Source organism: Streptomyces sp. SID10853 (genome assembly GCF_010548145.1).
Lineage (GTDB): Bacteria > Actinomycetota > Actinomycetes > Streptomycetales > Streptomycetaceae > Streptomyces.
This window is the reverse complement of the sequence record NZ_JAAGLN010000011.1, coordinates 1-25,853: the sequence shown is the minus strand read 5'-3', so window position 1 is coordinate 25,853 and position 25,853 is coordinate 1. Positions and strand designations below refer to the sequence as shown.

The 25,853-nt window shown below is 70.0% G+C and carries 31 protein-coding genes and 3 pseudogenes; 9 read left to right on the top strand and 25 right to left on the bottom strand.

The window, feature by feature from the left end; translation table 11 throughout:
- Positions 1-35: 35 nt before the first annotated feature.
- Complete coding sequence (locus G3I19_RS04580; RefSeq protein ID WP_164259735.1) at positions 36-767, bottom strand: SDR family NAD(P)-dependent oxidoreductase; 732 nt, start codon at positions 765-767, stop codon at positions 36-38.
- A 168-nt stretch (positions 768-935) separates the two neighbouring features.
- Between G3I19_RS04580 and G3I19_RS04575 the strand changes: the two genes are divergently transcribed.
- From G3I19_RS04575 to G3I19_RS04565, 3 genes are all read left to right on the top strand, one after another.
- On the top strand, positions 936-1,646 hold the full coding sequence (locus G3I19_RS04575; protein ID WP_164259733.1) for a TetR/AcrR family transcriptional regulator: 711 nt from the start codon (positions 936-938) through the stop codon (positions 1,644-1,646).
- 349 nt (positions 1,647-1,995) lie between these two features.
- A complete protein-coding gene (locus G3I19_RS04570; RefSeq protein ID WP_164259731.1) occupies positions 1,996-3,114 on the top strand; it encodes a MerR family transcriptional regulator in 1,119 nt (372 codons plus the stop codon).
- Between the two features lie 134 nt (positions 3,115-3,248).
- A complete protein-coding gene (locus G3I19_RS04565) occupies positions 3,249-3,890 on the top strand; it encodes a histidine phosphatase family protein (protein WP_164259729.1) in 642 nt (213 codons plus the stop codon).
- Between the two features lie 10 nt (positions 3,891-3,900).
- On the opposite strand, the gene G3I19_RS04560 is transcribed toward G3I19_RS04565, so the two are convergent.
- From G3I19_RS04560 to G3I19_RS37250, 4 genes and pseudogenes are all read right to left on the bottom strand, one after another.
- Entirely contained in the window at positions 3,901-4,638 is a 738-nt protein-coding gene (locus G3I19_RS04560) for a class I SAM-dependent methyltransferase (RefSeq protein ID WP_164259727.1), read from the bottom strand.
- Positions 4,639-4,837: 199 nt separating this feature from the next.
- Positions 4,838-5,539, bottom strand: coding sequence for a hypothetical protein (locus G3I19_RS04555; RefSeq protein ID WP_239073968.1), 702 nt, complete (start codon positions 5,537-5,539; stop codon positions 4,838-4,840).
- Between the two features lie 226 nt (positions 5,540-5,765).
- Positions 5,766-6,311: pseudogene (locus G3I19_RS38005) on the bottom strand (polymorphic toxin-type HINT domain-containing protein); the annotation flags it as partial.
- A 97-nt stretch (positions 6,312-6,408) separates the two neighbouring features.
- Positions 6,409-6,690, bottom strand: a pseudogene (locus G3I19_RS37250) (Ku protein); the annotation flags it as partial.
- 26 nt (positions 6,691-6,716) lie between these two features.
- Between G3I19_RS37250 and G3I19_RS38000 the strand changes: the two are divergent.
- Together G3I19_RS38000 and G3I19_RS04540 are read left to right on the top strand one after the other, a co-directional pair.
- Entirely contained in the window at positions 6,717-6,845 is a 129-nt protein-coding gene (locus G3I19_RS38000) for a hypothetical protein (protein WP_275402689.1), read from the top strand.
- A gap of 144 nt (positions 6,846-6,989) precedes the next feature.
- On the top strand, positions 6,990-7,205 hold the full coding sequence (locus tag G3I19_RS04540) for a DUF6243 family protein (RefSeq protein WP_164259719.1): 216 nt from the start codon (positions 6,990-6,992) through the stop codon (positions 7,203-7,205).
- A 130-nt stretch (positions 7,206-7,335) separates the two neighbouring features.
- On the opposite strand, the gene G3I19_RS04535 is transcribed toward G3I19_RS04540, so the two are convergent.
- The 3 genes from G3I19_RS04535 to G3I19_RS04525 all read right to left on the bottom strand — a co-directional run bounded on the left by G3I19_RS04535 (position 7,336) and on the right by G3I19_RS04525 (position 9,391).
- Positions 7,336-7,746, bottom strand: a complete 411-nt coding sequence (locus tag G3I19_RS04535; protein WP_164259717.1) for a VOC family protein — start codon at positions 7,744-7,746, stop codon at positions 7,336-7,338.
- Between the two features lie 10 nt (positions 7,747-7,756).
- Positions 7,757-8,203, bottom strand: a complete 447-nt coding sequence (locus tag G3I19_RS04530; protein ID WP_164259714.1) for a helix-turn-helix transcriptional regulator — start codon at positions 8,201-8,203, stop codon at positions 7,757-7,759.
- 108 nt (positions 8,204-8,311) lie between these two features.
- The gene (locus tag G3I19_RS04525) at positions 8,312-9,391 is read right to left on the bottom strand and encodes a helix-turn-helix domain-containing protein (protein WP_164259712.1); all 1,080 of its coding nucleotides are present in this window, start codon (positions 9,389-9,391) and stop codon (positions 8,312-8,314) included.
- A 198-nt stretch (positions 9,392-9,589) separates the two neighbouring features.
- On the opposite strand from G3I19_RS04525, the gene G3I19_RS04520 reads away from it, so the two are divergent.
- Positions 9,590-10,186 (top strand): isochorismatase family protein, encoded by a 597-nt coding sequence (locus G3I19_RS04520; RefSeq protein WP_164259711.1) that lies wholly within the window; start codon positions 9,590-9,592, stop codon positions 10,184-10,186.
- A gap of 5 nt (positions 10,187-10,191) precedes the next feature.
- On the opposite strand, the gene G3I19_RS04515 is transcribed toward G3I19_RS04520, so the two are convergent.
- The 5 genes from G3I19_RS04515 to G3I19_RS04495 form a co-directional block, all read right to left on the bottom strand.
- Complete coding sequence (locus G3I19_RS04515; RefSeq protein ID WP_164259709.1) at positions 10,192-11,013, bottom strand: hypothetical protein; 822 nt, start codon at positions 11,011-11,013, stop codon at positions 10,192-10,194.
- Between the two features lie 349 nt (positions 11,014-11,362).
- Positions 11,363-12,091, bottom strand: a complete 729-nt coding sequence (locus tag G3I19_RS04510) for an HAD hydrolase-like protein (protein WP_164259707.1) — start codon at positions 12,089-12,091, stop codon at positions 11,363-11,365.
- 74 nt (positions 12,092-12,165) lie between these two features.
- A complete protein-coding gene (locus G3I19_RS04505) occupies positions 12,166-13,407 on the bottom strand; it encodes an aminoglycoside phosphotransferase family protein (protein WP_164259705.1) in 1,242 nt (413 codons plus the stop codon).
- Positions 13,408-13,589: 182 nt separating this feature from the next.
- Positions 13,590-14,258, bottom strand: coding sequence for an HAD family hydrolase (locus tag G3I19_RS04500; protein ID WP_164259703.1), 669 nt, complete (start codon positions 14,256-14,258; stop codon positions 13,590-13,592).
- A 184-nt stretch (positions 14,259-14,442) separates the two neighbouring features.
- Positions 14,443-15,324 carry a GntR family transcriptional regulator gene (locus G3I19_RS04495; RefSeq protein ID WP_164259701.1) on the bottom strand — a complete coding sequence of 294 codons (882 nt, stop codon included), beginning with the start codon at positions 15,322-15,324 and terminating at the stop codon, positions 14,443-14,445.
- Between the two features lie 254 nt (positions 15,325-15,578).
- On the opposite strand from G3I19_RS04495, the gene G3I19_RS04490 reads away from it, so the two are divergent.
- A complete protein-coding gene (locus G3I19_RS04490) occupies positions 15,579-15,767 on the top strand; it encodes a hypothetical protein (RefSeq protein WP_164259699.1) in 189 nt (62 codons plus the stop codon).
- A 60-nt stretch (positions 15,768-15,827) separates the two neighbouring features.
- Here G3I19_RS04490 and G3I19_RS04485 read toward each other — a convergent pair whose 3' ends face one another.
- The 3 genes from G3I19_RS04485 to G3I19_RS04475 form a co-directional block, all read right to left on the bottom strand.
- On the bottom strand, positions 15,828-17,075 hold the full coding sequence (locus G3I19_RS04485) for a GNAT family N-acetyltransferase (RefSeq protein ID WP_164259698.1): 1,248 nt from the start codon (positions 17,073-17,075) through the stop codon (positions 15,828-15,830).
- An 88-nt stretch (positions 17,076-17,163) separates the two neighbouring features.
- Positions 17,164-18,126: an asparaginase gene (locus tag G3I19_RS04480; protein ID WP_164259696.1), complete on the bottom strand. Its 963-nt coding sequence runs from the start codon at positions 18,124-18,126 to the stop codon at positions 17,164-17,166.
- A 42-nt stretch (positions 18,127-18,168) separates the two neighbouring features.
- A complete protein-coding gene (locus G3I19_RS04475) occupies positions 18,169-18,756 on the bottom strand; it encodes an ABC transporter substrate-binding protein (RefSeq protein WP_164259694.1) in 588 nt (195 codons plus the stop codon).
- Positions 18,757-18,872: 116 nt separating this feature from the next.
- On the opposite strand from G3I19_RS04475, the gene dtd reads away from it, so the two are divergent.
- Positions 18,873-19,298, top strand: coding sequence for a D-aminoacyl-tRNA deacylase (gene dtd, locus G3I19_RS04470; RefSeq protein WP_164259692.1), 426 nt, complete (start codon positions 18,873-18,875; stop codon positions 19,296-19,298).
- Positions 19,299-19,476: 178 nt separating this feature from the next.
- Here dtd and G3I19_RS04465 read toward each other — a convergent pair whose 3' ends face one another.
- From G3I19_RS04465 to G3I19_RS04450, 4 genes are all read right to left on the bottom strand, one after another.
- Positions 19,477-19,818, bottom strand: a complete 342-nt coding sequence (locus G3I19_RS04465) for a hypothetical protein (protein WP_164259690.1) — start codon at positions 19,816-19,818, stop codon at positions 19,477-19,479.
- A gap of 105 nt (positions 19,819-19,923) precedes the next feature.
- Entirely contained in the window at positions 19,924-20,889 is a 966-nt protein-coding gene (locus G3I19_RS04460; protein WP_164259688.1) for a folate-binding protein YgfZ, read from the bottom strand.
- A gap of 31 nt (positions 20,890-20,920) precedes the next feature.
- Entirely contained in the window at positions 20,921-21,373 is a 453-nt protein-coding gene (locus tag G3I19_RS04455; protein ID WP_164259686.1) for a transcriptional repressor, read from the bottom strand.
- A gap of 20 nt (positions 21,374-21,393) precedes the next feature.
- Positions 21,394-21,957 carry an FABP family protein gene (locus G3I19_RS04450; RefSeq protein WP_164259684.1) on the bottom strand — a complete coding sequence of 188 codons (564 nt, stop codon included), beginning with the start codon at positions 21,955-21,957 and terminating at the stop codon, positions 21,394-21,396.
- Between the two features lie 353 nt (positions 21,958-22,310).
- Between G3I19_RS04450 and G3I19_RS04445 the strand changes: the two genes are divergently transcribed.
- A complete protein-coding gene (locus G3I19_RS04445; RefSeq protein WP_164259682.1) occupies positions 22,311-22,676 on the top strand; it encodes a DsrE family protein in 366 nt (121 codons plus the stop codon).
- A 35-nt stretch (positions 22,677-22,711) separates the two neighbouring features.
- Here G3I19_RS04445 and G3I19_RS04440 read toward each other — a convergent pair whose 3' ends face one another.
- The 5 genes and pseudogenes from G3I19_RS04440 to G3I19_RS04420 all read right to left on the bottom strand — a co-directional run.
- On the bottom strand, positions 22,712-23,017 hold the full coding sequence (locus tag G3I19_RS04440; protein ID WP_164259680.1) for a DUF3099 domain-containing protein: 306 nt from the start codon (positions 23,015-23,017) through the stop codon (positions 22,712-22,714).
- A 179-nt stretch (positions 23,018-23,196) separates the two neighbouring features.
- Positions 23,197-23,484, bottom strand: coding sequence for a DUF1416 domain-containing protein (locus G3I19_RS04435; RefSeq protein WP_164259678.1), 288 nt, complete (start codon positions 23,482-23,484; stop codon positions 23,197-23,199).
- A 56-nt stretch (positions 23,485-23,540) separates the two neighbouring features.
- The gene (locus G3I19_RS04430; protein ID WP_164259676.1) at positions 23,541-24,380 is read right to left on the bottom strand and encodes a sulfurtransferase; all 840 of its coding nucleotides are present in this window, start codon (positions 24,378-24,380) and stop codon (positions 23,541-23,543) included.
- A 516-nt stretch (positions 24,381-24,896) separates the two neighbouring features.
- On the bottom strand, positions 24,897-25,589 hold the full coding sequence (locus G3I19_RS04425; protein WP_164259674.1) for a DUF2993 domain-containing protein: 693 nt from the start codon (positions 25,587-25,589) through the stop codon (positions 24,897-24,899).
- A 70-nt stretch (positions 25,590-25,659) separates the two neighbouring features.
- A pseudogene (locus G3I19_RS04420) lies at positions 25,660-25,853 on the bottom strand (hypothetical protein); the annotation flags it as partial.

The following is a 25,853-nucleotide window of genomic DNA, read 5'->3' as shown; positions in this document are numbered from 1 at the left end:
ACCTCGCCCTGCCCACAGCTATTTGGGACAGGACATCAGGCAGTCGGCTGTCCGTTGCAGAAGAGCTGTCCGGTGGGTCCGTCGGCGCCGAGAGTGGCGGCCTTGACAATGTCGCGGGCGCTTTCGGCAGCCGAGCGGTCGCTTGCGTCGTCGCCGCGTTCGGGGTGGGTGGCGGTGCTGCCGGGATCGACGGCGTTCACGAGGATCGGGGTGTCGGCCAGGGCCCGGGCGATGACCGTGGTCAGGGCATTGAGCATGTACTTGGCGATCGAGTACGCCGGGGAACGCAGGGGCGCCCCGAGGTCGAGCCCGGTGGCGATCTGCTGGGCCGACAGGCTGGAGACGTTCACGATCCGGGCGGCGGGTGCTGCCTTGAGCAGCGGCAGCAGCGCCTGGGTCAGCGCCCACGGGCCGATCACGGAGACCTCCATCGCCATGCGCAGGGCGTCCATGTCGGCGTCCAGCGCGTCGAGAACTCGGAAGTCGGGCATCACGCTGGCGTTGTTGACCAGGACGTCCAGGCGGCCGGAGGTCTCAGCGAGCCAGCCGGCCACTTCATCCACGGCGGCGTGGTCGGACAGGTCCAGCCGCAGGGCAGTGGCCGCGTGCCCGTCCTGGCGGAGCTGGGCGGCCAGCGGCTCAGCAGCGGCCTGGTCACGGGCGGTGAGGAACACGTGGTAGCCGCACTCGGCCAGGTCGCGGGCGACGGCGAAGCCCAGCCCGGCCGGGCGGCTCGCTCCGGTGATCAGGGCGGTCCTGGTGGCCATTACGCACACCTTTCGTTGCTGGGGCGACTTGCAGCAGACACGCGGCGCTCCGACGGTGCTCTGGCGCCTGACAAGCGAACGCCAATCCATACTAGAGCACCGCTCGTACTAACACGATCACTGCTCGTTGAAGTGGAACGTGGTTCGTCCGGCGGGTACGGTCGGGGCATGGCACCAACCCCTCAGCAGCGGCGCGCCGCGCGGCACCACCAGCCCGTGTCCGAAGCGGGCCCGAAGCGGGGTCGGCGCACGAAACCGATCACGGTTGACGCGATCATCGAGGCCGCGCTCGACATCGTGGCGCGGGAGGGCTATCCAGCGCTGACCATGCGCCGCGTGGCAGCCGCCCTGGACACCGGATCCGCGTCGCTGTACGCCCACGTCGTCAACAAGGACGACCTGGACGAGCTGCTCATCGGCCGGCTGTGCGCCGAACTCGCCCTGCCCCAGCCGGACCCCGCCACCTGGCGCGAGCAACTCACCGGCGTCTGCGCCCGCCTGCGCGACCAGTACCTGCGCTACCCGGGCATCTCCCGGGCCGCCCTCGCGGCCGCGCCCACGAACAACGACACACTGCGCCTCGCCGAATGCATGCTCGCCCTTCTGCTCGCGGGCGGCGTGGCTCCGCAGAGGGCCGCCTGGGGCATGGACGCCCTGTCGCTCTACATCAGCTCCTACACCCTGGAGCTCTCCCTGCTCGGCCGCAGCGGCGACGAGTGGCCCGGCGGCCGCGACGACATGCTGCAGCGGTACGCCGAGCTGCCCGACACATTCCCGCAGACCAAGCGCTACGCCGCCGAACTCACCGCGGGAGCCGACCACGAACGCTTCGACTTCACCATCGGGCTGATCCTCGACGGACTCACGCGCCGCAGCTGACGCAGGCCCTGGGCGATCGCCCAGGGGGATCGCCGCGTCGGTCGACGCCTTCGCGGACAGGTGGCGAGCAGCGCCGGCGCATATCCTCTCGGCCGAGTCTGCTGGTACTTCCGAGCTGATGCAGTTGGTGCAGCGGTGCCTGTCGATACGCACGTCCACGCACGACCAGTCCGGTGCGTACACCGGTGGACTGCCTGTGTGCACCGACTGTCCGCGCGCCGGCCGACCAGGCACTCCCTCAGTCGGACGAACAGTCGGCTACCCGGCAGTTGACCTTCACCTTGGGGAAAGCCACAGCATCGGTGGGGCCGGGCGACATGCTCGGCATGAGGAGGAACAGGGAGCGCTCATGGGGCTGCTGACCATCGGGGCCTTCGCGAAGGCGTCCCGTCTGTCGCCGAAGGCGCTGCGTCTTTACGACGAGCTCGGCCTGCTGACCCCGGCCCGCGTCGACCCGGTGAGCGGCTATCGCTTCTACGCGCCGGCCCAGCTCGACCAGGCCCGCCTGGTCGCCTGGCTCCGGCGGCTGGGGATGCCTCTGGCCCGTATCCAGTACGTCTCCACGCTGGAGCCGGACCCGGCGGCCCAGGAGATCCGGTCGTTCTGGGCCCAAGCCGAGGCCGACACCGCAGCTCGGCGGGACCTCGCTTCCTTCCTCATCGACCATCTGTCCCGGAAGGACCCCGCCATGTCTCCGACCACCAGACCCCTGGGCCTCCGCTACGCCGCCCTTTCCGACACGGGCCTTGTCCGCGAGAGCAATCAGGACACCGCCTACGCGGGTCCTCGTCTGCTCGCCGTCGCCGACGGCTGCGGTGCCCAAGGGGCCCCCGCCAGCGCGGCCGCCGTCGACGCGCTCAAGCACCTCGAAACCGGCACCATCGCGGAGGGCGGTCTCCTCAACGTCCTGGAGGAAGCGGTCGAGCAGGCCAGGCGGGCCGTGCACGACATCACCCGGACCGGATCCGCCTCCGGCTCCGGCTCCGGCTCCGCAGCGGACGGGACCACGCTCACCGCCATGCTCTGGACGGGGTCACAGCTGGCTCTCGTCCACATCGGCGACTCCCGCGTCTGCCTTCTGCGCGACGGAGAGCTGTTCCAGATCACCCACGACCACACCATGGTGCAGTCGATGGTCGACGAAGGCCGCCTCACCCCGGAGGAAGCCGTCTCCCACCCCCAGCGGGCACTGCTGATACGCGCCCTCGGCCATGGAGCGGCCGACTGCACCACAGATATGCGCCTGCACGACGCTCAGCACGGAGACCGTTACCTGCTCTGCTCCGACGGCCTGTCGACCGTCGTCCAGGCCACGGAAATTCGCCAAGTGCTCGCCGATGTACGGGATCCGGAACAGGCCGTACGCGAACTCGTCGCCCTCGCCAATGGCTACGGAGGTCCCGACAACGTCAGCTGCGTGGTCGCCGACGTCGTGGAGCTGAGGCATCGACAGCCGATGAGCCGGTGAAGAGTCCGGCCGGCACAGGGCACCCGCACCGCGACGGAACCACGCAGGAGTGCCTCGGCGTCCGTCCCTGACATACGCGATACAGATCACGGATCGCCGATCGCCGATCCGCTGAACACGACAGAGCCGGGGACATGACAGACAGAGATACAGATACAGAGAAAGCCACCCGATGCCTCTACCTCGCCCGGCACGGCGAAGCCTCGGCGGATGAGACCACCCTGACGGCCAGCGGCCGGCGTCAGGCCGTTCTGCTCGGGGAACGGCTCCGGAGTGCCCCGCTCTCGGCGATCCACCACGGGCCGCTCCCCCGGGCGCGGCAGACGGCCCAGCTGATCGGCGCGCAGCTCGACGGCGTCCCGCTGCACCAGTCGGAACCGGCCGGTGACTACATCCCCTACCTGCCCACGAAGGATGAGCTGCCGCCGGATTCGGCCGATGCCCTGCTCGGTTTCCTCGCGCAGTTCTCGGACGAGGAGCGCAACGGCGGTCCGGCGCTGGCCCGGCGAGCGGTCGCGGAATTCACCGGCCCGGCCGACGGTGACGGTCCCCGCCATGAGCTGGTCGTCACGCACAACTTCCTCATCGGCTGGCTCATCCGGGCCGCCCTCGACGCACCCCAGTGGCGCTGGCTGGGCATCAACCACAGCAACGCGGCTCTGACGGTCCTCCGCTACACACCCGGCAAGCCGTCCGCCGTGCTCTTCTACAACGACATGCGGCACCTGCCCGAAGAGCTGCGCTGGACCGGCTTCCCGCCCGAACTCCACCTCTGATCCGCCGCGGTCAGGCACCCGGCCGGGCAGCGCCCTGCTGAGCCTTGCGGGCGAGGAGGTGGATCTCCTGGAACTGCCGCCGGTCGGTCGGCTGAGGCGCGCGAACCATCCGGGCCACCTCGGCCAACCCGGCCTCGCGCAGCATCGCGGCCAGCTGGTCCGGCGACCAGCGGTACGCCGGCGCGACCGCGTGATCGAAGACCTGCGGCGGGCCGGCCGGATCGTCGCCGGCCGAGAAGCCGATCAGGAGGTGGCCGCCGGGCGCCAGCACGCGGTGGAACTCCCGCACGACAGCGGGAAGTTCATGGGGCGGGGTGTGAATGATGGACCACCGCGACAGTACGCCGCCCAGCGCACCGTCAGCGATGTTCAGGGCTGCCATCGAGCCCACGTCGAACCGCAGGTCCGGATAAGCCTGCCGGGCCAACCCGATCATCACCGGAGAGGCATCGACACCGAACGCGGCCAGCCCCAACTCACTCAGATACGAGGTGACATGGCCAGGCCCACACCCCACATCAGCCACCCTGCCTTCTCCCTGCGCGCCGACGGCCTCGGCGAAGGCATTCAGGAACGCGCGGTCCAGAGGGCTGTCCCGCAGCGTGTCGCGGAACAGCTCCGCATAGGTGGGGGCCGCAGCGTCGTAAGCCTCCCGGGTCGCACGGATCGCACGGATCGCACGGCAGGCATCGCGGGAATCGCGGGAATCGCGGGGACGGTGAACATGGTGGGTATCGGGTTCGGCCATGCCCGCGACAGTATTCCCGGCCCGCCGTCCGTGGACGGCGACCGCCGTTCACCCGTCCAGCGTTAGCGTGGTTTCCATGATCGTATGGCTCAACGGCACCCACGGTGGCAGGCAAGACGACGACCAAAGTGCGAGCTGAACAGGCCCCGCCGAAGCCGGATTGTGCACAGAACAGCTTCAGCAGGGCCTGTTGTAGAGCTCAGTCGACTCTGACGTTGAGATTGTCGTCGACGAGGAACTCCGGGTACCCGAAACGTTCACCAAGAGCGAGGAACATCTCGCAGCGTTCTTCGCTGACCTCCACGGAGTACGCCTTCATAGCCCTCAGGAACAGCCGGTATCCGAGGTCCGCGCAGGCTTCGCTGACGACCTGCTGCAGCGCAGGCACCACACCCGGCACAGAGCGCTTCGAGGCCGCCTGCTCCAGCTCATCCGCGACAGGACGGATCTGGTCCAGAACAGCGCTTCGTAGACCGGCATCGGTCACCGGGTGCGGTGGGGGCGGGACGAACGCCGCGTCCAGCCGGCGCGCACTGGCGGTCCATACCATTTCGATCCGGCGCATCCAGTCTCGTCCGGTCATCCCATGCTTCGCGGGGTCGAAGTACGACTTCGTGACGCCGAGCCACACAGTGCGGATCACCTCATCCGGCAATTCCGAGTCCAGTAGCCGCCGTACGTCCTCGCCGATCTGCATACCAGCCGTGCGTTCGAACTCGGTAATGGATTCGTCCACGATGCTGAGTTGTACGTCTACCGGCCCGCCCTTGGGGACAAACTGGTTGAAGTCCTCCTCGGAAAGCCACGCCGGGTACTCGGACTTCGACGCCATCCAGCTCAGCCCGATATCCAGGATGAACTCTTCGTACCCCTCCGCATCGCTCTCTTCGTCCTGCTTCATGCCCTGCTCCATCGGGATTCTTCCTCACTGCAGGTAGGACGTGTACACGACGAATTTGGTCGGTTTGTGATTGTGCGGCTGTCGCCTCGTCGTTCCACCTCGTTGCGATCCCCTTCACGATGGCGTCATCCGCCATCTGCTTGTCAGTACGAACCACGTGGTCACGGAGGGTATGCGCCCCCTCGATGCCCTCATCGGCCACGATGTTGGTGCAGTTGTGCACCAGCACCTCCCGCCGCTGTGCACCCTCAGAGCTGACATAGAACGTGTGCAGACCGCCGACCGTCAGGCCGAAGACCTCCTGCGGTGCCAGCCCGGGCCGGTCGTGGAGCCCGGTCACCGTCTGCACCGTTCCGTCCTGGGTGCGAAGTCGTACGCCTGTGCTCAGACCCGATACTCGGGTCCAGCCGCGCCCCACTACGTACAGACGGTGCCCGGTCGTGCTGGTCAGGGAGGACCCGTCGGTCATAACGATGTCGACCAGGTGGTCGGTGCCGTGTCGGCAGGTGTCAGTGATCGGTTCCGGGGCATTGCGGCCTGTGCTGGGATCGGTGGCCATAACCAGGTCACCGATGTGGATGTCACGGATCGGTCTGTGCGTGCCGTCAGCCAGCAACACCTGGGTTTCGCCGGGGAAGCTGTTGGTCTTGCAGGCGGTGAGGATGTCTTCGTAGACGTGGACGGTGTCCTCAAGCTTGGCGAGGGCCGCAGCGTCCAGATCCAGTGCCTTCAGAGCCGTGAGCGCGTCCCGGACTCCGATGCCCGTACGCATCGAGGCGTCGACGGCGCGTATTGCATCTCCGATCGCCTTGATTGCCTTGCCGGGGACGAACCAGGATGCGGTCCATGCGCAACCTGTGAAGCTTCCGCTCAACAGCCGCGTCGATCTCGACATCGCTCACCTCTGCCTCAGGCGCCCTGCCTGCGTCCTCAGGCCGGCGGACTTCATCAGGCCACTTCATCGAGTGCAGCACGATCACGTCGTCCACGACCCGCAGCACGCCCAGACGCTCCCGCCCGTGCCACGCGAACTTGGCGATGGCGACCTTCGAGCTGCGTTCCAGGGCCTGGCGCAGCAGGGTGTAGGGCTTTGCGGCGACGCTGCCGTTCGCGGCCAGGTAGTAGCCGTCGGCCATGCGGATCGGGTCGATGCGGAGGCCGTCGAGGAGTGAGCGAGGTGTCACGCCCCGTGGTTGCGGTGCCGGGCCTACCGGAAAACGGCTGGTATGCGGGCCTCGCGGAACCGGGTAACGTCTTTGTCATGTTCTTCCAGGTCACGCTCTTCCAGACGCCGATTCACGAGTGAGAGCGTGACGGGCCTCTGCTGACGTCCTTCGACGTCCTTCGACGTCCTTCGACGTACGTCGCCGTACGTCGCCGTGTCACCGTGTCGCTGCCCGTCCCCACCGATGCACCCGTAGATCACTTCACATCACTACCGGGAGAACCCATGACCGTGAGCAAGAACATCAACAACCCCGTGGGTATGGGCGGCGGCCAGCGCAAGAAGCTGTCCCGCGCCGAACGGCAGAACAACGGTCCGCACCGCAACCTCGACCGCCGGGGTGCGGCCGACCAGAAGGCCGAGCTGGTGCGCAAGATGCGCGAGAGGGCAGGCACAGCTGACGGCGCCGCGCAGGCGGGCGACGGCACCGCACAGAGCTGACGCCCCGCCCCCGCAGTGACATCCGGCGTGGGCGCCGACGTCGGTCCCCGCTATGCCTCAGGTGCCCGGTCCCGCTACGCCTTCGGTGCCTGCCTGCCCGGCTACGCCCCGGCTCCGGCTCCGGCTCCCGCTACGCCTTCGGTGCCTGCGAGATCCGCACCATGTTGCCCGACGGGTCGCGGAACGCGCAGTCCCGCGGCCCCCACGGCTGGTCGATGGGCTCCTGGAGCACCTCCGCGCCGGATGCCCGTACCTTCTCGAAGGCCGCGTCGAGATCGTCGGAGCAGAAGACGATGTTCGGCAGGACGCCCTTGGTGAGCAGTTCCTGCAGTGCGTCGCCGTCGGCCTGGGACCGGCCCGCGTGCGGCTCCGAGATCACGATCTCGAGGCCGGGCTGGGACGGGCTGCCGAGGGTGACCCAGCGGAACGCGCCCGACGTCACGTCGTTGCGGACTTCGAGCCCGAGCGCGTCACGGTAGAAGGCGAGGGCCTCGTCCGGGTCGTTGACGGTGATGTGGCAGTACTGCAGAGCGATGGTCATGCGGCCCAAGCTAAGTCCTGTCCTGGCCCGTTTCCGCAATTCCGCCGCTTGCCGCCGGAGTGTTCCTGACCGGACGGGTACGGACCTTCGCCACGCATGCGGGCATCGCCCGCACGGCACGGTGTTCCCGGGCGCGGTACGCGGTCGGCGACTCCCCCACGAGTTCGCTGAACCGCGAGCTGAACGAGCCGAGCGACGTACAGCCGACCTCCATGCACGCGTCGGTCACACTCGTACCGCCGCGCAGCAGCGCCATCGCCCGCTCCACACGGCGGGTCATGAGATAGCTGTACGGCGTCTCGCCGTAGGCCGCACGGAACTGCCGCGAGAAGTGCCCGGGCGACATGAGCGCGTGCCGGGCCATCGCGGGCACGTCGAGCGGGCTCGCGTACTCCCGGTCGATCAGATCCCGCGCCCGGCGCAGCTGCGTGAGGTTCTCAAGATCACGCGATTTCATGGCTCCCAGATTACCGCTCACGCCCTCGACCTGCGTGAACACTCAACACTCAACGCTCACCTGCCCTGCCCTGCCCCGCCCCCTGTGGCGGCCGCGGGCTCCGTGAGGTCAGCCCGCCGTGGCGCGGAACCGGAGGCGGTACTCCGTCGGTGTCGTGCCCAGCCTGCGGCGGAACGCCCGTACCAGCGTGTCCGTCGTGCCGAACCCGCAGGCGGACACGATCCGTTCAAGCGTGGCATCGGTGGATTCCAGCTGCTGGCGGGCCACTTCGACGCGCGCCGATTCCACATAGGCGCTCGGGGTCGTGCCCAGCTCGGCCTTGAAGATCCGGGTGAGCTGCCGCTCCCCGACGTGGGCGTACGCGGCGAGGTCCGCGACGGTGAGCCGCTCGGTGATGTGCCGCATGATGTGGTGGCGGAGGTCCTCCACGCGCCGCGTCGTGGAGAGAGGTTCGAGGGGGACGCTGAACTGGCTCTGCCCGCTCGGCCGTTTCAGGTACATCACCAGCTGGCGGGCGACACGGAGCGCGAGCGCCTCGCCGAAATCGTCGGCGACCAGGGCCAGTGACAGGTCGAGACAGGCGCTGATTCCCGCGCCCGTCCACACATCGCCCTCGCGGATGAAGATCGGGTCGGCGTCGACCTCGACCCGGGGGTGATCGGCGGCCAGCTGCTGCGCGGTCGACCAGTGGGTGGTGGCGCGCTTGCCGTCGAGCAGCCCGGCGGCCGCCAGCAGATGCGCGCCGACGCAGACGGACGTGACCCGCCGCGCCCTGGCGGCGAGCGTCCGGACCCGGCCGACCACGGCGGGGTCGGCGAGGGCATGGACACGGCGGTCGTTGTCGATCTCGACCGCACCGGGCACCAGAAGCGTGTCGATGCTCCTCGTGGACACCTCGTCGAAGGTGGCGTCGGGCAGGACGCGCACACCGGCCGAGGTGGTGACGGGGTCCATGGTCCCGGCGGCGAGGACGACTTCGTACCCGGCCGCACCGCAGCCCGCCTCGCCACCCGGCTCACCGCCCGTCGGCCCGCTCGTCGACGCGCCCGTCGGCCCACTCGTCGGCCCGGTCGTCGACGCGTCCATCTCCCGTCGTACGAGCGAGAACACTTCCGGTGGTCCGGTGATGTCGAGCAGGTCGACGCCGTCGAACAGGACGATGACGACGAGTCGTCCGACGGTACGCATGAAGCCCCACCCGGTTGTTGTTCATGTGTTCCTGGCCATGTCTGGCCAGCCGGCCATGTCTGGATCTGCAGGTTAGACGACATTGCCGACACTCTCCGGCGGGCCATAGCTTTCTGGACACAGCTCATCGAGCTGGACGCACTCACCGAGCGCGTGACATCCGGCAACATCCAGCACGGACCCCGAGGCGGTACTCCCATGGCTACGACGACCCTGCGCGAGCTCAACGGCTTCGACGAGACGCCCGCGTCGCTCGCCGACGCGACCCTGGTCCTCGTCGACTACCAGAACACCTACGTCGGCGGCGTACTGGAGCTGGAAGGATGGCGGGCCGCACTCGACTCCGCCGCCGCGCTGCTGGCCAGGGCCCGTGAGGCCGGTGCCGAGGTCATCCACGTCATCCACGACGGCGGCGCGGGCACCCCGTACGACATCCGCGCCGAGACCGGCCGGATCCACCCGGCCGTGGCGCCGGCCGAAGGCGAGCCCGTCGTCGTCAAGACCGCACCGAACGCCTTCGTCGGCACCGATCTGGGCGAGCGGGTCGACGCCGCCGGGCACCAGGACGTCATCATCGCCGGGTTCATGACCCACATGTGTGTGACGTTCACCGCCGAGGGCGCCTTCCTGCGCGGAAACCGGCCCACCGTGGTCGCCGACGCCTGCGCGACACGCCCCCTGCGCTCGGCCGGCGCCGAGGGAGGCATCGGCCTCAGCGCCGCCCAGATCCACCACAGCGCACTCGCGACGATCAGCGACCTGTACGGGGTCGTCGTCACGTCCGGGAGTCTCTGAGCCGGTCAGAGAGTCAGGCGGTACTGCCACCAGCGATGGCTGATCCGCAGCTTGGCCGACTTGAGCGCCGCGCCCAGCACCTCGTCGTCCTGCTCACGTACCTGGAAGGACTCCACGGACGGGTGGTCCTCGCGGACCTGCTCGACGAAGTCCGCCACCAGGGAGCCCAGTTCGGGCGCGTCCACGCCGTGGTGGCCGACCTTCTCGACGTACACCTCGGGGCCCGCGACCACGGCGGCGATCCGGGCCGCCGTACGTCCGTCGGCCGTCAGCAGCTCCAGGCCCTGCCACCCCGTGCCGCCGGGGGCACGGCGGGTCCGTACGGCCGGCATTCCCCCGGGGCGCTGCCAGCGGGCCAGCGCCGAGACGCCCCACTTACGGCCCAGCTCCCGGTGTACGGAAGCCTCCAGCTCAGCCGCCGCGCGGGCGTCCAGCTCCGCTCCGGTGTCACCGCGGTCCAGCCAGTCCAGCGCCCGGAAACCGGCCGCGCGGGCCGCGTCGGCCGCCGCGCGGAAGAGGGCGACCAGGGCCGCCTCCTCGTCCCCGGTCCCGTCGGGATCGGCCACGGAGCCGTGGACGATGCGCTCGCGCTCCCGGGTCACCAGCAGCCACTCGACGGTCGCCGCCTTCGGCTCCTGGCCGGTGAACACGGGGGCCCACCCGAGCAGTGCGCCGTCGCCGGAGCGGGCGGTCGCCACGCCCAGCGTCCCAGGGCGCGGGCGGCTCCCCGCGGGCTCCGGGGTACCGGCGGGCAGCCCGGCGCACAGCTCCTGCCACAACTGGTGCTCCGCCCGGGGGGTCCGGTCGAACTTCACCACGATTTCCATGTCGTCCCCACTCACGCAGCCCACAGGTGACCGTCCCCGGCACCCGCAAGCATCGACGAAGACCGGCGGGCGAGCGGGGACACGGCCTTCCCGCGCCCCTCATCTGCCTGCTCAACCATGGTCCTCAATATGCGCCATGCCTGCTTCAGGGGGTGCACCCGGCCCCCGCACGAGTGATCGAACGAATATCACACCCCTGCGCCGGGCCTCACTCCCCACCGGAGGACGCCATGCGCTGCGCGGGCAGTTCCCGGGAGCCGGGAGCCGGGCCACCTGCCCATCGGCCTGCCGGCCCACCCGCCTACCGGCCATCCGGCCCACCGGCCCACCCGTCTACCGGCCCACCCGTCTACCGGCCCCACAGGATGTCCAGGACCGGCTCCCAGGTGTTGAGCACCAGGTCGGCGCCCGCCGAAGCGAGTTCGTCGACGGCCGGGTCGCTCGTGGCGTAGCCCAGGAACGGCAGGCCGATCTCCTGGGCCGCCCGCAGGTCCGGCACCGAGTCGCCGATCACCAGCGTCGTCTCGCGGTCCGCCCCCAGCCCCGCCAGCGCCTGTTCCAGCGTGTGCGGGTGCGGCTTGAGCAGCGTGAGGTCCGCCGTCGCCCGGCCGTGGATGTGCGGCCCGAAGCACTCGTCGAGGCCGCGGCCCTGCACGTACGCGCGCACCGTACGGGACGAGTGGTTGGTGGTGACGGCCAGCCGCCCGCCGGTCGCCGCCCAGGTGCGCACGACGCCGTCCGCGTACATCGCGGGCCAGGCCGCGGCGACGGCACGCTGCTCCTGGCGCGTCAGCCACTCCTCCAGGTCCGCCACGAGATCGCTGTCCGGGTGGAGGGCCCCGACCGTACGCAGGATGGCGAGCGGATCGGTGAGCCCGCCGAGATCCGTGTCCGGGGCGAGGGCGGTGACCCCGCGCTCGTCGAGGAAGGCCCGCATCCCGTCGGACGCCGCCCGCTCGGCGCTCGGGCCGAAGAGCCGGCAGAGCGGTCCGTCGAAGCCGAACAGCACATAGCGGGTCGCGGTGATCCGGTCTCGGAGGTTCTCACGGATCACGGATACCGCCTGTTCGCTTCTCATCGGGTCAGTCGTCACAGTCGGGCCGGCCGTCACAGTCGGGTCGGTCTCATCAGTCACATCAGCCGCCTCTGAAGTCACTCGGACAGGCTGCCCATGTCCGGTCCCTTCGCAGTCCTGACTGCATCGAACCACTTCTGAGGCTCTTTCACCACGTTCCGCTTTCCCTGCGAACGCTTCTGCCCGTACGTCAAGACGCCCGCCGACGAACGGCCGTTCCACATCGGGGGCACATCCCGTACGTTCCGCTGCCACACCGCGCAGGCCGCCGCGATCCGTTCCGCATCCGGCACCCGGCGCAGCCCCAGCGGCCCCCGCGCGGCGGCGAGCACGGCCCGGATCCGCTCCGCGGTCGCCGCCCGCTCCGCCGGGCCCGCCCGGTGCGGCAGCGCCAGGGTCAGCCGGATCACATCGATGTGGACGGAGAGCAGCCGCTCGAAGTCCAGATAGATCCGCAGCGCGCCCCGGTGGCCGCTCAGCGCACCGGGGCAGCTCACCGTGACCGCTGAGCGCCAGGCCCGGAGCGCGGCCCTGCGCCGGCTGCCTGTCGCGTACCGCATCCGGCCCAGATGGGCGGCTATCTCGTAGACCGGGTCGCCGAACAGCGCCAACTCCCAGTCGATCAGTGACAGTTCGCCGCCCGGCCCGACGATCAGGTTCCCGGCGTGGGCATCCGTGTGCAGCAGCGCGAACGGCCGCTCGCCCAGCCCGGCCGCCCGCTCCCGCAGCCTCCCGAGCGCTCCGTCGTCCACTCCGAGCGCCCTGAAGAGCTCCTGGTGGGCCGGGCTGCCGCGGCCCTTGACCTCGGACTCGGTGAAGTCGATGAGCGTACGCAGGAATCCGCCGCAGTCCCCGTCCGCCGGCCAGCCGTCGGGCAGCGGCGGCAGCACATGGGACGGCACGGCGGCCATCTGCCGGAAGAGCGACTCCAGTTGGGCCGTGTACGCACGCCCGGCGCGGCGGCCCGTCACGCCGCCCGGGCCGGAGAGCGGCATGCCCTGGGCGAAGGAGTGCACGCTGTAGCCCGGCCGGTCGGCGAGCACCCGCGGGCTGCCGTCCACCCGGCCCGCGATGGCGCGCAGCAGTTCGCCCTCCAGCCAGATCCGCAGATTGAACTGGACCGCTTCCGGAATGGGCGCGCGCACCTTCACCGGCGTACCGGCGGGGAGCGCGGCCGCTTCGGCGAGGTCGGGCGGCAGCCGTACGCGGTAGTTCCGGTGGTAGTAGCCGCTGAGAGGCTCTCCTTCACCGGCGGCTCGGTACAGCAGGTCCCAGCTGTCGGCCGTACGGCCGGAGGCGCTGCGGGCTACATCAGGCATGCGGCTCCTGCGCTCTCGTGACCGGAAGCTCGCCGGCGGGCCGTCCCTGGCCGCTGCCCACCTTCATACCAAGAGTACCGATGGCCTCAAACCCACCGGGGTGAAAGGGAGTTGCAACGACTGCCGTGCCCAGGACCCGTAGGCCCGGACCCCGGCCGACCGGACCTGCCCGCCCCTGCGGCCTAGTCGCCGACCGCCTCCGTCAGGGCCGCCAGGTCCCCGACGAAGTACTCGGCGCCCGCCTCCGCGAGCCGCAGCAGCTTGGCCGGACCGGTGCCGTAGCCCACGAACGGGACGTCGAGCGCGGCGGCCGCGAGCGCATCGGCCGGTGAGTCCCCGATCATCAGCCCGTCGGCGGCGGCCGTACCGGTCTCGGCCAGCAGCCGCTCCAGGCAGTACGGGTGCGGTTTCATCAGCCGGGGGTCGTCGTGCCGTCCGACGACCGCTCCGAAGTACTTCTCGATTCCGTGCAGTTCCAGATAGGCGCGGGCCGCGGCCTCACTGTTGTTGGTCGCGATGACCAGCTGCTTCCCGGCCGAGAGCAGCTCTTCCATCAGGCCGAACGCACCGGGGGTGGGCTCCGCCGTGGCGGCCGCCTCCGTCTCCAGCTCCTCCAGCCGCTTGCGCAGGGCGGCGACCAGCCCGTCCGGATCGCTGGGGAAGGCGCTGTGGGCGCGCCTGAGCACCGCCAGCGGGTCGTGCGGGTCGTCCGGCTTCGACCAGTGCGGCAGCCCGGCGGCGGCCATGGCGCGCAGTTCGGCGGCGATCGCGGGGGCGCGCAGCCCGGCGAAGAGCCCGCAGACCGGGCCGTCGAAGTCCCAGAGGACCAGCGAGGCACGGGAGAGCAGCACGCGCAGCCCGGGGACGGGAGTGGGAGCGGGCGGCCGGCTGAGAGGAGAGGGGGCAGGGGAGGAGGGCGGAGGGGAGACAGGGGAAGGGGCGCCGGAGGAAGAAGCACCGGGGGAAAGGGCACCGGAGGAAGAGGCACCGGAGGAAGGAGCACCGGAGGAAGAGGCACCGGAGGAAGGCAGCACGTCAGTCGCCGAAATCCGCATCTTGGGCCAGCTGGTCCCAGTAGGAGTCGAAGAATTTCTGCGCCGCTTCCACCTTCAGAGCCTGTCCGGGCTTGGTGTACGGGAAGAGCGTCGCGCCCACACCGAGCGAGTCGAGGATGGTGACCTCCACGCCGTCGATGGGCTCAGGTGTCCACTGCTCCAGGGTGTAGTAGCCCTCCAGCAGCTGGTCCTTGTTCAGCAGGTACAACTTCAGCGGCGGGGTGAAGGGCACGGTCCGGATCTGCACCGAGACCTCGGGCACCAGCCCCTGGTGGCGCAGCCGCAGCAGGGAGTGGCGCAGCGACCTGGCGTGGTTGATCACCATGTCCCGGTGGCGTTTGCGCGGCCGGTCGTCGTCGGGGTCATCGACCCCCCGCGGGAAGGCGAGCCGTATCCCGGTGATGTCGGGAAGCATCAGCCGCAGCGCGATGCTCTGCGGGCGGATCTCGCCGTCGCTGATCCGGGCGACCTGCGCACCGAGGTGCTGGGCCATCGTCTCGGAGGTCAGCGAGAGCACGTCCATGGTGATCGACTCGGCCTCGAAGGCGGCCCGCAGCCTGGGCTGGAGGGTGACCTGCGCGGGCTGTGCGGGCGGTACGGAGTGCGCGGTGGCCGGGGCGGCGGGGCCACCGGTCACGGTCGCCGGACGGCCCCGGCTGGACGTGATCAGCCCCTCGGCCCTGAGCACGTCGAGCGCCCGGCCGACCGTCTCGCGCGATACGCCGTAGGCGGCCTGGAGTTCACGCTGGGAGGGCAACCGGCCGCCCACCCGGTGCACTCCGTCGGCGATCCCGGCCCGCAGGTCGTCCGCGATGACCTGGAACTTCCTGCCGTCTGTGCTGCCTGCGTCACGTGGGGCCACCGGACCACCGTACAACTACCGGGCACCTCGGCGTAATTGACAGGACCGAACAGGCAGGGGCCCTTTTCCGGCCAACCAACCAGGCCAGCGACCAGACAAGTTTACGGACATCCGACCAACGGGCATACCACTGTCAGGCCAACCAGGCCAACTTGTCTGGTACTTGACTGCAAGAACTCTCCACGGGGCATACGAGCCGATACAACGGTGTGCAGGCAACGGGTGCTCCCCGCCATCCCGAAGGAGGGAACCCCATGCCTACCGCAGCTCTCCTGGTCGCAGGACTCGGATTCATCATCGAGCAGACCGTTCAGTCCGCGTTCGGAATCGCAGGTCTCATCGGATTCGGCATGCTCACCGTCGGCGTGAAGGCGGGCAGTGTGCCGTGCAGCTGCCTGGGCGCCTTCATGCTCTTCGTCCAGGTGAAGGCCCTGCTCGGCTGACAGCCCCTGCTCGGCTGACGGCCCCTGCTCGGCTGACGGCCCGGCCGGACGTGACCCTGCTCAGAAGCCGTCCGGGCACCAGGGCCTGACCGCCGTACGGAACAGCGCCTCGGTGACGGCGACCGCACCCGGCGTCTCCTCCGAGATCCGGCCCAGCGCTGCCAGCCGGACCGCCGAGGCGTCGCCCAGATACAGCGCCCCCAACTCCCCCGTGTCCAGCGTGATATCGGCCGGATCGGAGGTCGGCGCACAGACCGCGCCTTCGGGCGACGCGTCCAGCCGGTAGCGGCCCGCCGAGAGCCCGTCGTGGTCCCGTACCTCAAGGACCACCGTGCCGGACGTCTCGTACGTCCTGGCCTCCAGCGCCCGTACGACATCGAGCAGCCTGATCCACAGGTAGTCCGCCTGCTGGGTGATCCTGGCCGCGCGCGGGTCCGGCAGCAGCGACGGCAGCAGATCGTCCGGGCTCCGGTGCTCGGCCTTCACCGTGGTGATCCAGTCCACCGAGCAGAGGAAGTGCCACAGGGCGCGTTCGGCGGCCGGGGACACGGCGATCATGTCCTGCACGGTCGCGGTGTTGAGCGGCTGCTTGGCGGCGCCCCAGTGGTCGTCGGCGGTGTACACGAGCAGGCCGTCGACCTCGCCCCTGGGCGAGCGGTAGACCGCGTAGAAGGGCTCGGTCCACGGGTGGCCGGGCCCCGCGTGTTCCAGACCCGTCCGCACGGCCCACCAGTGCTCGTCCCTGCTGATCGCGCCGGGCTGCGACTGCCGGAAGCGGGCGTGCAGTTCGGGGCCGAGCTTGCGTACGTCCGCGCCGTCGACCAGATCGATCCGGCCGCCGCACTCCGGGCGGGCCCAGCGCCGGTCGAGCCCGGCGCGCGGCACGTCGACCGTCCAGTCGGTGGCGCAGGCGGCCGGGCCGAAGCCGAACCGGCCGTAGATCGGGTACTCGGCGGCGATCAGCGTGGCCAGCACCTCCCCGCGCTCCTTCGCCGCCGCCAGGTCCACCGCCATCATCCGGCTGAGCAGACCGCGCCTGCGGTGCGTCGCCGTGACCGTGACGCTGGAGACGGCGTCCGACGGGAGCGAGGCCCCGCCGACGACGGTGATCTTCTGCGCGAAGGAGCGGAAGGTCGCGACACAGCGGCCGCCGTCGAACGCCCCCTGAGTCCGCGCCAGATCGGTGTGCGGGCGGCGGCTGCGGACCTCCTCGTCGGAGACCGCCGGTGACTGGAGGAAGCCGGTGCGACAGGCGCGCAGCCAGCCGGGGAACTCGGAATCGGAGACCGTACGGACGTCAACTGCCATGGTGGCCACGGTAAGCACCCATCCTTCGGACTGTCGCGCGAATTTCGGACCGGCTCGTCCGGACAACCGTCGTCCGGTTCGGACAACTTCAGACCGTCGCGCGGATCTCGCCGACCTTGGCGGCGCCGCCGAGCAGTGGCGCGTCCGCCAGCCTGGCCAGTACCGGGCTCTCCACGCCCATCCGTTCCAGAGTCCGCGCCAGGACCGGGCCGAGCACCCGGGTGGCACCGTCGTCGACCTTGAAGGCCAGCGCCCGGCCGTCGGGGAGCGCCAGCGCCTGGACCGCCTCGGCGCCCATCTTGGAGAGCGTTCCGGGCAGCGCGCGCATCACCCAGGTGTCGGGCCTGCGGGTGCCTGCGACGTACTCGGGGTGGGCCCGCATCGCGTCCGCGACCCGGCGCTCCGGTGAGCCCTCGGGGGCCAGGACGAACGTACGGAACGCACGGGCCAGGCCCACCAGGCTGATCGCCATCAGCGGCGCCCCGCAGCCGTCCGTACCGACCGACGCCACCCGCTCGCCCGCCGCTTCCTCGACCACCGTCAGGACCAGCCGCTGGAGCGGGTGGGAGGGGTCGAGGTAGGAGTCGGTGGGCCAGCCGTTGAGGGCGCAGACGGCCAGCATCGCGGTGTGCTTGCCCGAGCAGTTCATGGTGACGCGCTCGCGCTCGTGGCCTGCGGCGAGATATCCCTCGGCCTCGACGGGGTCGAGCGGCAGATCGGCCGGGCACTGGAGGTCGCTCTCGTGCAGGCCGTACTCACCGAGCATCGTCCGTACCAGCGCCCGCTGGAACTCCTCGCCCGAGTGGCTGGCCGAGGCCAGCGCCAGCCGCTCGCCGGAGAGGTCGAGTCCGGCCCGCAGCACGGCGGCCGCCTGCATCGGCTTGTTGCTGGAACGGGGGAAGACGGGCAGTGACGGGTCGCCGATCGCGTACTCGACGCTCCCGTCGGCCGCGAGCACCACCAGTGAGCCCCGGTGCCGGCCCTCCACGAAGCCGGAGCGTACGACCTCCGCGAGGACCGGGGATACAGGGGCGGTGGTGGTGGCGGTCATCATCGGCCTTCCGGAACGGGGCCGCCCACCGGAAGGATCGCCTCAGGTGAGCAGGTCGTCTACTTGCGCTTCGCCCTCACGGTACCTGCGGGCGATCTCCGCGCTGCAATCGTCCGCGGTGCGCTGGAGGTGCTGTCTGCGGCTGGACACCTGCTGCTCGTAGCGGACGAGGCGGCCCATTCCGGTGTGCAGCTCTTCGTCCGTACGGGCGCCGAGGTCGGACAGCTCCACCTCGGCGAGCATGTCGGCGGCCAGCCTGCTGTTCTCCGCGCTGCGCGGCGTCGAGAGCGTCACATGGCGGGCGGACGAACGGTGCGACGACGGCACGTCGGCCAGGATCTCCGAGAGCCGCTCGACGACCGGGGACTCCGGGCCCGTGCGCCGGGACAGCTCGGCGCGGAGGATGTCGATCCGCCCGTGCAGCATCCGGCGTACGTAACTGAGGTCGGCCTCGTCCCGCTGGGCGTCCCTGCGCAGCGTGCGCAGCTCGGGCAGCCGCAGCCCGCCGATGTCGTGCTCGGTGACCGCGGGGAGCATGGCGCCCGCTCGTTGCGCGGGTGCCCGTTGTACGGAGCTGATCCGGGTCATGGATACGGGACCGGACGACTGTCCGGCGCCAGATGTGCTCATATGCGTATTCCGTCCCCTCGACCGGTGCGGTGCACCGCCTCTCGTGCATGGTGCCACTCCAGGTGGTGCCACTGCTGGCTCTCCGCGCCCGTTCGGCCCCGGATAGGTTGGACCGCATGCGTGCAGTGGTGCAGAGGGTGGACGGCGCGAGCGTCGTCGTGGCTGGTGAGACGGTGGGTGAGATCACCGGCGAGGGTCTGTGCGTCCTGGTGGGGGTCACCCATGAGGACACAACGGAAAAAGCGGCGCAGCTAGCCCGAAAGGTATGGTCGCTCCGGATCCTGTCGGGCGAAAAGTCCTGCTCGGACGTGAATGCACCTTTGCTGGTGATTTCGCAGTTCACGCTGTACGGAGACGCCCGGAAGGGCCGCCGCCCGACCTGGAACGGGGCGGCGCCCGGCGAGCTGGCCGAGCCGCTCGTCGACGAGGTGGTGGCGCAGCTGCGCGCCCTGGGTGCGACGGTCCGCACGGGCCGCTTCGGCGCGAGCATGCGGGTCTCGCTGACGAACGACGGTCCGTTCACGGTCCTGCTGGAGATCTGAGGCGAGCCCGCACGGCCCGGCGGGAGATCCGGGCCGGGCTCGGTCCGTGCTCACTGCGCGCTGAGTCCGCGCTGAGTCCGTGGTCCGTCCATGCTCAGTCCGTGCTGAGTCCGTGGTCCGTCCACGCTCAGTCCGTCCTGAGTCCGTGCTCAGTCCGGGCAGTCATGCTCGGCCGTGCTCAGCCCTTCGGTGCCTTGATGATCTTCCCGTTCCTGTCGACCGTGTGGGTCTGCCAGTAGGTGTCCCACTTGTCGCCGACGTGCTCGGGCACCTTGCCCTTCGGGTAACGGGTGTAGCCCTTCGACGGCTCGTGGCCCTTGGTTTCGCAGGCGCTGCCGGTGGAGCCCACGTTCAGGACCGGGTACTCGCCGCCCCCGCAGACCGCGTCCGCCTGCGAGCAGCCGGTGACGGCGAAAACCGTCGACACCGCCGCCAGCACGAGGACGGGCACGGAGCGGCGGCCGCGCCGGCCGCGCCGGCTTCCGGACGGGGCTGTACGGGGACGAAGGGACGCGCGCATGGTGCACTCCTAAGGGATCGGTGTAGCCGCCACTCTGCCCCGCCCCGGCGACCCGATCATGAGTACGGCTACTCAAAGCCCCTGTAGTCACCCCCCGGCCACCGCCTAAGGTTCCACGACGACTTCCTGCGCGGCCGCGGTGTCCCCCGCCAGCAGCTCCGCGTCCACCGGCACATTGCGCTTCACCAGCGCCAGCGCGATCGGCCCCAGTTCGTGGTGGCGGGCCGACGAGGTGACGAAGCCCAGCTGGCGGCCCTCAGCGCCGTCCGACGCGCGCCGGACCGGCGTACCGGGCCCAGGCAGCACCACCTCACTGCCGTCCAGGTGCAGAAAGACCAGACGGCGCGGCGGCTTCCCCAGGTTGTGGACCCGGGCGACCGTCTCCTGCCCCCGGTAGCAGCCCTTCTCCAGATGGACCGCGGTGCCGATCCAGCCCAGCTCGTGCGGGATGGTCCGGTGGTCGGTCTCCAGGCCGAGCCGCGGCCGGTGCGCCTCGATCCGCAGCGCCTCGTACGCGAGGAGCCCGGCGACCGGGCCGTGCTCGGCCGCGTACGTCTCCAGCCGCTCCCGGGGCAGGAAGAGATCGCGGCCGTACGCCGTCTCCCGTACGACCACGTTCTCCGGCACGTCGGCGATCGAACCGGCCGGCAGATGGACGACCGCGATGTCCTCGGTGCGGTCGGCGATCTCGGCCCGGTAGTAGAACTTCATGCTCTCCAGGTACGCGATCAGCTCCTGCTGCGTGCCCGGCTCCACATGCGCCCACACCGTCTCGCCGTCGTCCACGAGATAGAGGGCGTGCTCGATGTGGCCGTTGGCCGAGAGGATCAGCGCCTCGGTGGCCACACCCTGCGGCAGCTCGCTGACGTGCTGGGTGAGCAGCAGATGCAGCCAGCTCAGCCGGTCGGGTCCGGAGACCGTGACGACGCCGCGGTGCGAGAGGTCCACGAGGCCGGTGCCGTCGGACAGCGCGCGCTGTTCGCGGAACAGGTCCCCGTAGTGGGCGGCGACACCTTCGTCCCGGCCTTCGGCGGGGACGGCACCGGGCAGTGACAACAGCGGGCTCTTCATGTCCGCAAGCCTACGGCCGCCCGGCGGAAGGCTACGAACCGCCGCCGGAGGCCGGGGGCTCGACGGCCCCGGCCGCGCACTTCGCGCACCGCCCGAAGATGGCGAAGTGCTTCATGTCCGTCTCGAAGCCGAAGGACTCACGGAGCTGACCGGTGAAGCCCGCGGCCACACTGATGTCCGCCTCGATGACATCCGTGCAGTCCCGGCAGACCAGATGGATGTGGTGGTGCCGGTCGGCGAGGTGGTACGTGGGAGCGCCGTGCCCGAGATGGGCATGGCTCACCAGGCCCAGCTCCTCCAGGAGCTCCAGCGTCCGGTAGACCGTGGAGATGTTCACGCCGCCCGCCGTCTTCCGCACCTCGGTGAGGATGTCGTCGGGCGTCGCGTGCTCCAGCGTGTCCACGGCCTCCAGCACGAGCTGTCGCTGCGGGGTCAGCCGGTATCCGCGGCTGCGGAGGTCGCTCTGCCAGTCAGTGGTCACCACACCCCCAGTGTAGGAGCGGCCTACTTGAAGAAGGCGACTCCGTCGTCAGGAAGGTCCTTCAGATCCTTGACCCACTCGCTGGGGTCGACGGTCTTCTTCAGATGCGCGGACATGTACGGCCGCAGCTCGACCTCGGGAGTGGACTTCTCGCCCACCCACATCAGATCGCTGTTCACATAGCCGTAGAGCCGCTTGCCGCCGCTGTACGGGCCGGACGCCGCGGTCCGCGCGACCGCGTCCGTCACCAGGTCGATCTGCGGCTTCTGGTCGGCCAGCTCGCCGTACCAGATCTCGACGACGCCCTGGTCGCGGACCATCACGACCTCGACCTTGCGGTCCTCGTCGACGCGCCAGTACCCGGACTCGGTCTCCAGCGGCCTGACCTTCGCGCCCTCGGAGTCCAGCACCCAGGTGTGCGAGGTGTACTCGAGGAAGTCGCGGCCGTCGTGGGTGAAGGCGACTTCCTGGCCGAAGTTGCACTTCTCCTCACCGGGGAAGTCCGCGACACCGGCCCCCGTCCAGTTACCGAGGAGGAAGACCAGCGGGACGAGGCTCGGATGGAGGTCCGACGGAATCTCGATCATGAGGGCTCAGACGATCTGTGAGAGGGGGGTACGGGCTGTCGCTGCGGGCCGCCCAGCGCTCAGCGCTGGCCCTGGTACAGCTTCTTCACCGAGAGACCGGTGAAGGCGATGACGCCGACGCAGACCAGGATCAGCAGGGCGATGTAGAAGGCTTCAAGCACGAGGTGCTCCTTGTATGAGCGACTGCACGGACAACGGCGGCCGCGTGAACGTGAAAAGCATGAGGGGCCGGGTCCCAGCCTAATGGGTGGGCGCCCGGCCTTCTCTGCGAGGCCCGGTCGGGCTCCGCAGCACAGGTCAGGCCGGTCCGCCGGTTCCGGTTCGCCGTCCGGTTCTCCGATTACAGTTCGGCCATGGCGCAGAAGAAGCTAGTGATCAAGGTGACCGCGGGATCCGACGCCCCCGAGCGCTGCTCCCAGGCGTTCACCGTGGCCGCGGTCGCGGTGGCCAGCGGGGTGGAGGTCTCGCTCTGGCTCACCGGGGAGTCCTCGTGGTTCGCCCTGCCGGGCCGGGCCGCCGAGTTCGAGCTGCCGCACGCGGCGCCGCTGCCCGATCTGATCGACTCGATCAGGTCCGGCGGACAGATCACCGTCTGCACGCAGTGCGCGGCCCGCCGTGACATCACCGAGCAGGACGTGCTGGACGGCGTACGGATCGCGGGCGCGCAGCTCTTCGTGCAGGAAGCGATGGGCGACGGCGTCCAGGCGCTCGTCTACTGACAGGTATCGGCAGCTGCCGCCGGCCGGCCTGACGGCTACCGGCGCCGCTTCCTGCCGTCCAGCTCGTCCCACCACTCGTCGGACGTACGGTCGCCCGACGGCGGCAGATCCTTCTGCTTGTCGTCGGGTCCCCGCCCCGGTGGCGGCTCGTCCCACCAGCGGTCGTCCGGGCCGCGCCGGTTGCCGACGATCGCCGCGACCGGCGGGATGACCATCGCCACGAAGCACATGGCGATGGCGGCGGGCACCGACCAGAGACGTACGAAGGCCCAGGCGGAGATGAAGAGCAGCAGACAGCCGCCCATCAGCAGGAAATAGCCGCGCCGACGTCGCGAGTACATGCCTCCAGCGTAAGACCGATCGGTAACTCCCCGCCCCCGGAAGGCGCTCGGCCTTTTCCCGGCCGCCCGCCCGCCCCGGAACGGCGCGGAGGACCGCACCCTGTCCAAGTGGCGTCCAACCCCCTGGGGTGCGGCCCTCCGGCCGGATCGGATGGCTCCGCCGGCCTCCGGCGGCTCCGTCAGACAGCGATCGCGATCTCCGCGAGGCCGCCGGTCTGCGCGACGACCGTACGGTCGGCCGTGCCGCCCGGGACGAGGGCGCGCAGCGTCCACGTGCCCTCGGCCGCGTAGAAGCGGAACTGTCCGGTGGCCGAGGTCGGGACCTCGGCGGTGAACTCGCCGGTCGAGTCCAGCAGGCGCACATAACCGGTGACGGGCTCGCCGTCACGGGTCACGCTGCCCTGGATCGTGGTCTCACCGGGCTTGATCGTCGAGGCGTCCGGGCCGCCGGCCTTCGCTCCGCACATGCTGTTCTCCTGAGGGGCCTGAGAGGTTGAGGGGCCTGAGGTGGTGAAGGCCGGTCCTACTTGTTGGCGCCGAGCTCGATCGGCACGCCCACGAGCGAGCCGTACTCGGTCCACGAGCCGTCGTAGTTCTTGACGTTCTCCTGGCCGAGCAGCTCGTGCAGCACGAACCAGGTCAGCGCGGAGCGCTCGCCGATGCGGCAGTACGCGATGGTGTCCTTGGCCAGGTCGACCTGCTCGCCCTCGTAGAGAGCCTTGAGCTCGTCGTCCGACTTGAAGGTGCCGTCGTCGTTGGCGTTCTTCGACCACGGGATGTTGCGGGCGCTCGGCACGTGGCCGGGGCGCTGCGACTGCTCCTGCGGGAGGTGGGCGGGGGCGAGCAGCTTGCCGCTGAACTCGTCGGGCGACCGGACGTCGACCAGGTTCTTGTTGTTGATCGCGGCGACCACGTCGTCGCGGTAGGCGCGGATCGACTCGTCCTGCGGCTTGGCCTTGTACGTGGTGGCCGGGCGGGACGGCACGGCGTCGACCAGGTCGCGGGAGTCCAGCTCCCACTTCTTGCGGCCGCCGTCGAGCAGCCGGACGTCGCTGTGGCCGTAGAGCTTGAAGTACCAGAAGGCGTACGAGGCGAACCAGTTGTTGTTGCCGCCGTAGAGCACGACGGTCGTGTCGTTGCCGATGCCCTTCTCCGACAGCAGCTTCTCGAAGCCGGCCTGGTCGATGAAGTCACGGCGGACCGGGTCCTGGAGGTCCTTGGTCCAGTCGATCCGGATCGCGTTCTTGATGTGGTTCTTCTCGTACGCGGAGGTGTCCTCGTCGACCTCGACGATGGCGACCTGCGGGTCGTCGATGTGGGCCTCGACCCAGTCGGCGTCTACCAGAACGTCGCTGCGGCTCATGCGGAATCTCCTCCGGGGATGGGGAATCCCCTGCTCCTGCGGAGCCCGGGGACGGTGCGGCGGGATGGTGCGATGGTGTCGGCGTACGGATCCACGGAGACCGGGAGACAGAGCGCGTCCGGCACCGCGGGGGTCCCGACGGACGGTCGGGGGACCCGGGGGATACGGGAGTCGGAGCTCCCGCTCAGAAGGCGCGACAGAGCATGGCGGCGACGCGGCACAGGTCGACTGCCCGCCGCTTCGTGAGATCCGCCTGTTGCTTCATGGGGTCGATCGTAGGGAAGTACGGCCGGAGATGTCACCGCCGTTTCAGGCAGTGAGACGCGATCGTCCGCGATACGGGACAATCTCTCGACACGGCACACGAGGCCCGGAATTCCCACGCCTGCGTACCTGCCCACCATCTACGGACCGGACGCCTCCGTCTCACGGACCGGACGGGCGGGGCGGGAGGGGGGCTGGGTCACCAGGTGGAGGGCAGGTCACCGGGCGAGGGGCGGACCGGCTCCAGGGGCCTCACTGTCCGGTCAGCGCGACATTCGTACCCGTGACACCGATGTCGACACCGTCGGGTGTGGCCCGCAGCTCGCTGAGCTTCAGACCGGCCGGCAGCCCGCCGATCGCGCTCTCGAAGTCGGTCTGGCCGCGGACCAGGCCCTCAAGACCGGGGATGCCCTCGCCGGGCACGGTGTCCGCGTGGACCTTGATCCGGTTCGTCCCCACCATGGTCACCGACGACGTCACACTGCGGCTGACCGTGCGCCCCAGGATGGCGACCGAGCCGGTGACCTTGACCTTGCCGTTCCCCGCGTAGGCGACCTTGGCGCCGGAGTCGGACGCCTTGGTGAGGTCCGCGTACGAGATGTGCGCGCTGCCGCTGGCGCGCGCGGCCACGGCGCTGCTGAAGCTGCTGGAGACCGTGACGTCATGCAGTTCGGCCCGCACCTCGGTGATCCGCACCTGGCGGCCCGACGCGTTCGCCTCGACGCCCTTGAGCGTGACGTCGACCCGGCCGAGCTTCTTGTCGAGCACCTGGGTCAGGAACGGGAAGCCCTTGATGTCCACGTCGGGCGAGGCCGAGAGGTTCTCGCTGGTCCGTATTCGGTCAGCCGCCTTGTTCTCCGCGACATGCACCGCGATCCGGTCGGCGAGGACGAAGAGCCCGCCCAGCACCACGACGACGATGAGCAGTGTCCGCAGTGCTCGCATGAACGGTGTCCCCCTGCTCGTACCCGAGTCCTCGCGTGCCGGCGGCACAGGCCAGAGCCTAACGGCCTGTTCAGTTGATGATCCGCCCGATCAGACAGATCGCGGGTGCGGCGGCCGACAGCGGCAGGGCCACCCCGGCCGTCATGTGGACGAACCGGGACGGGTAGTCGTAGCTCGCGACGCGCAGCCCGATCAGGGCGCAGACGCCGGCCGCGAGCCCGAGCAGCGCGCCCTGCGTCCCGAGGCCGGTGACGGCGCCCGCCA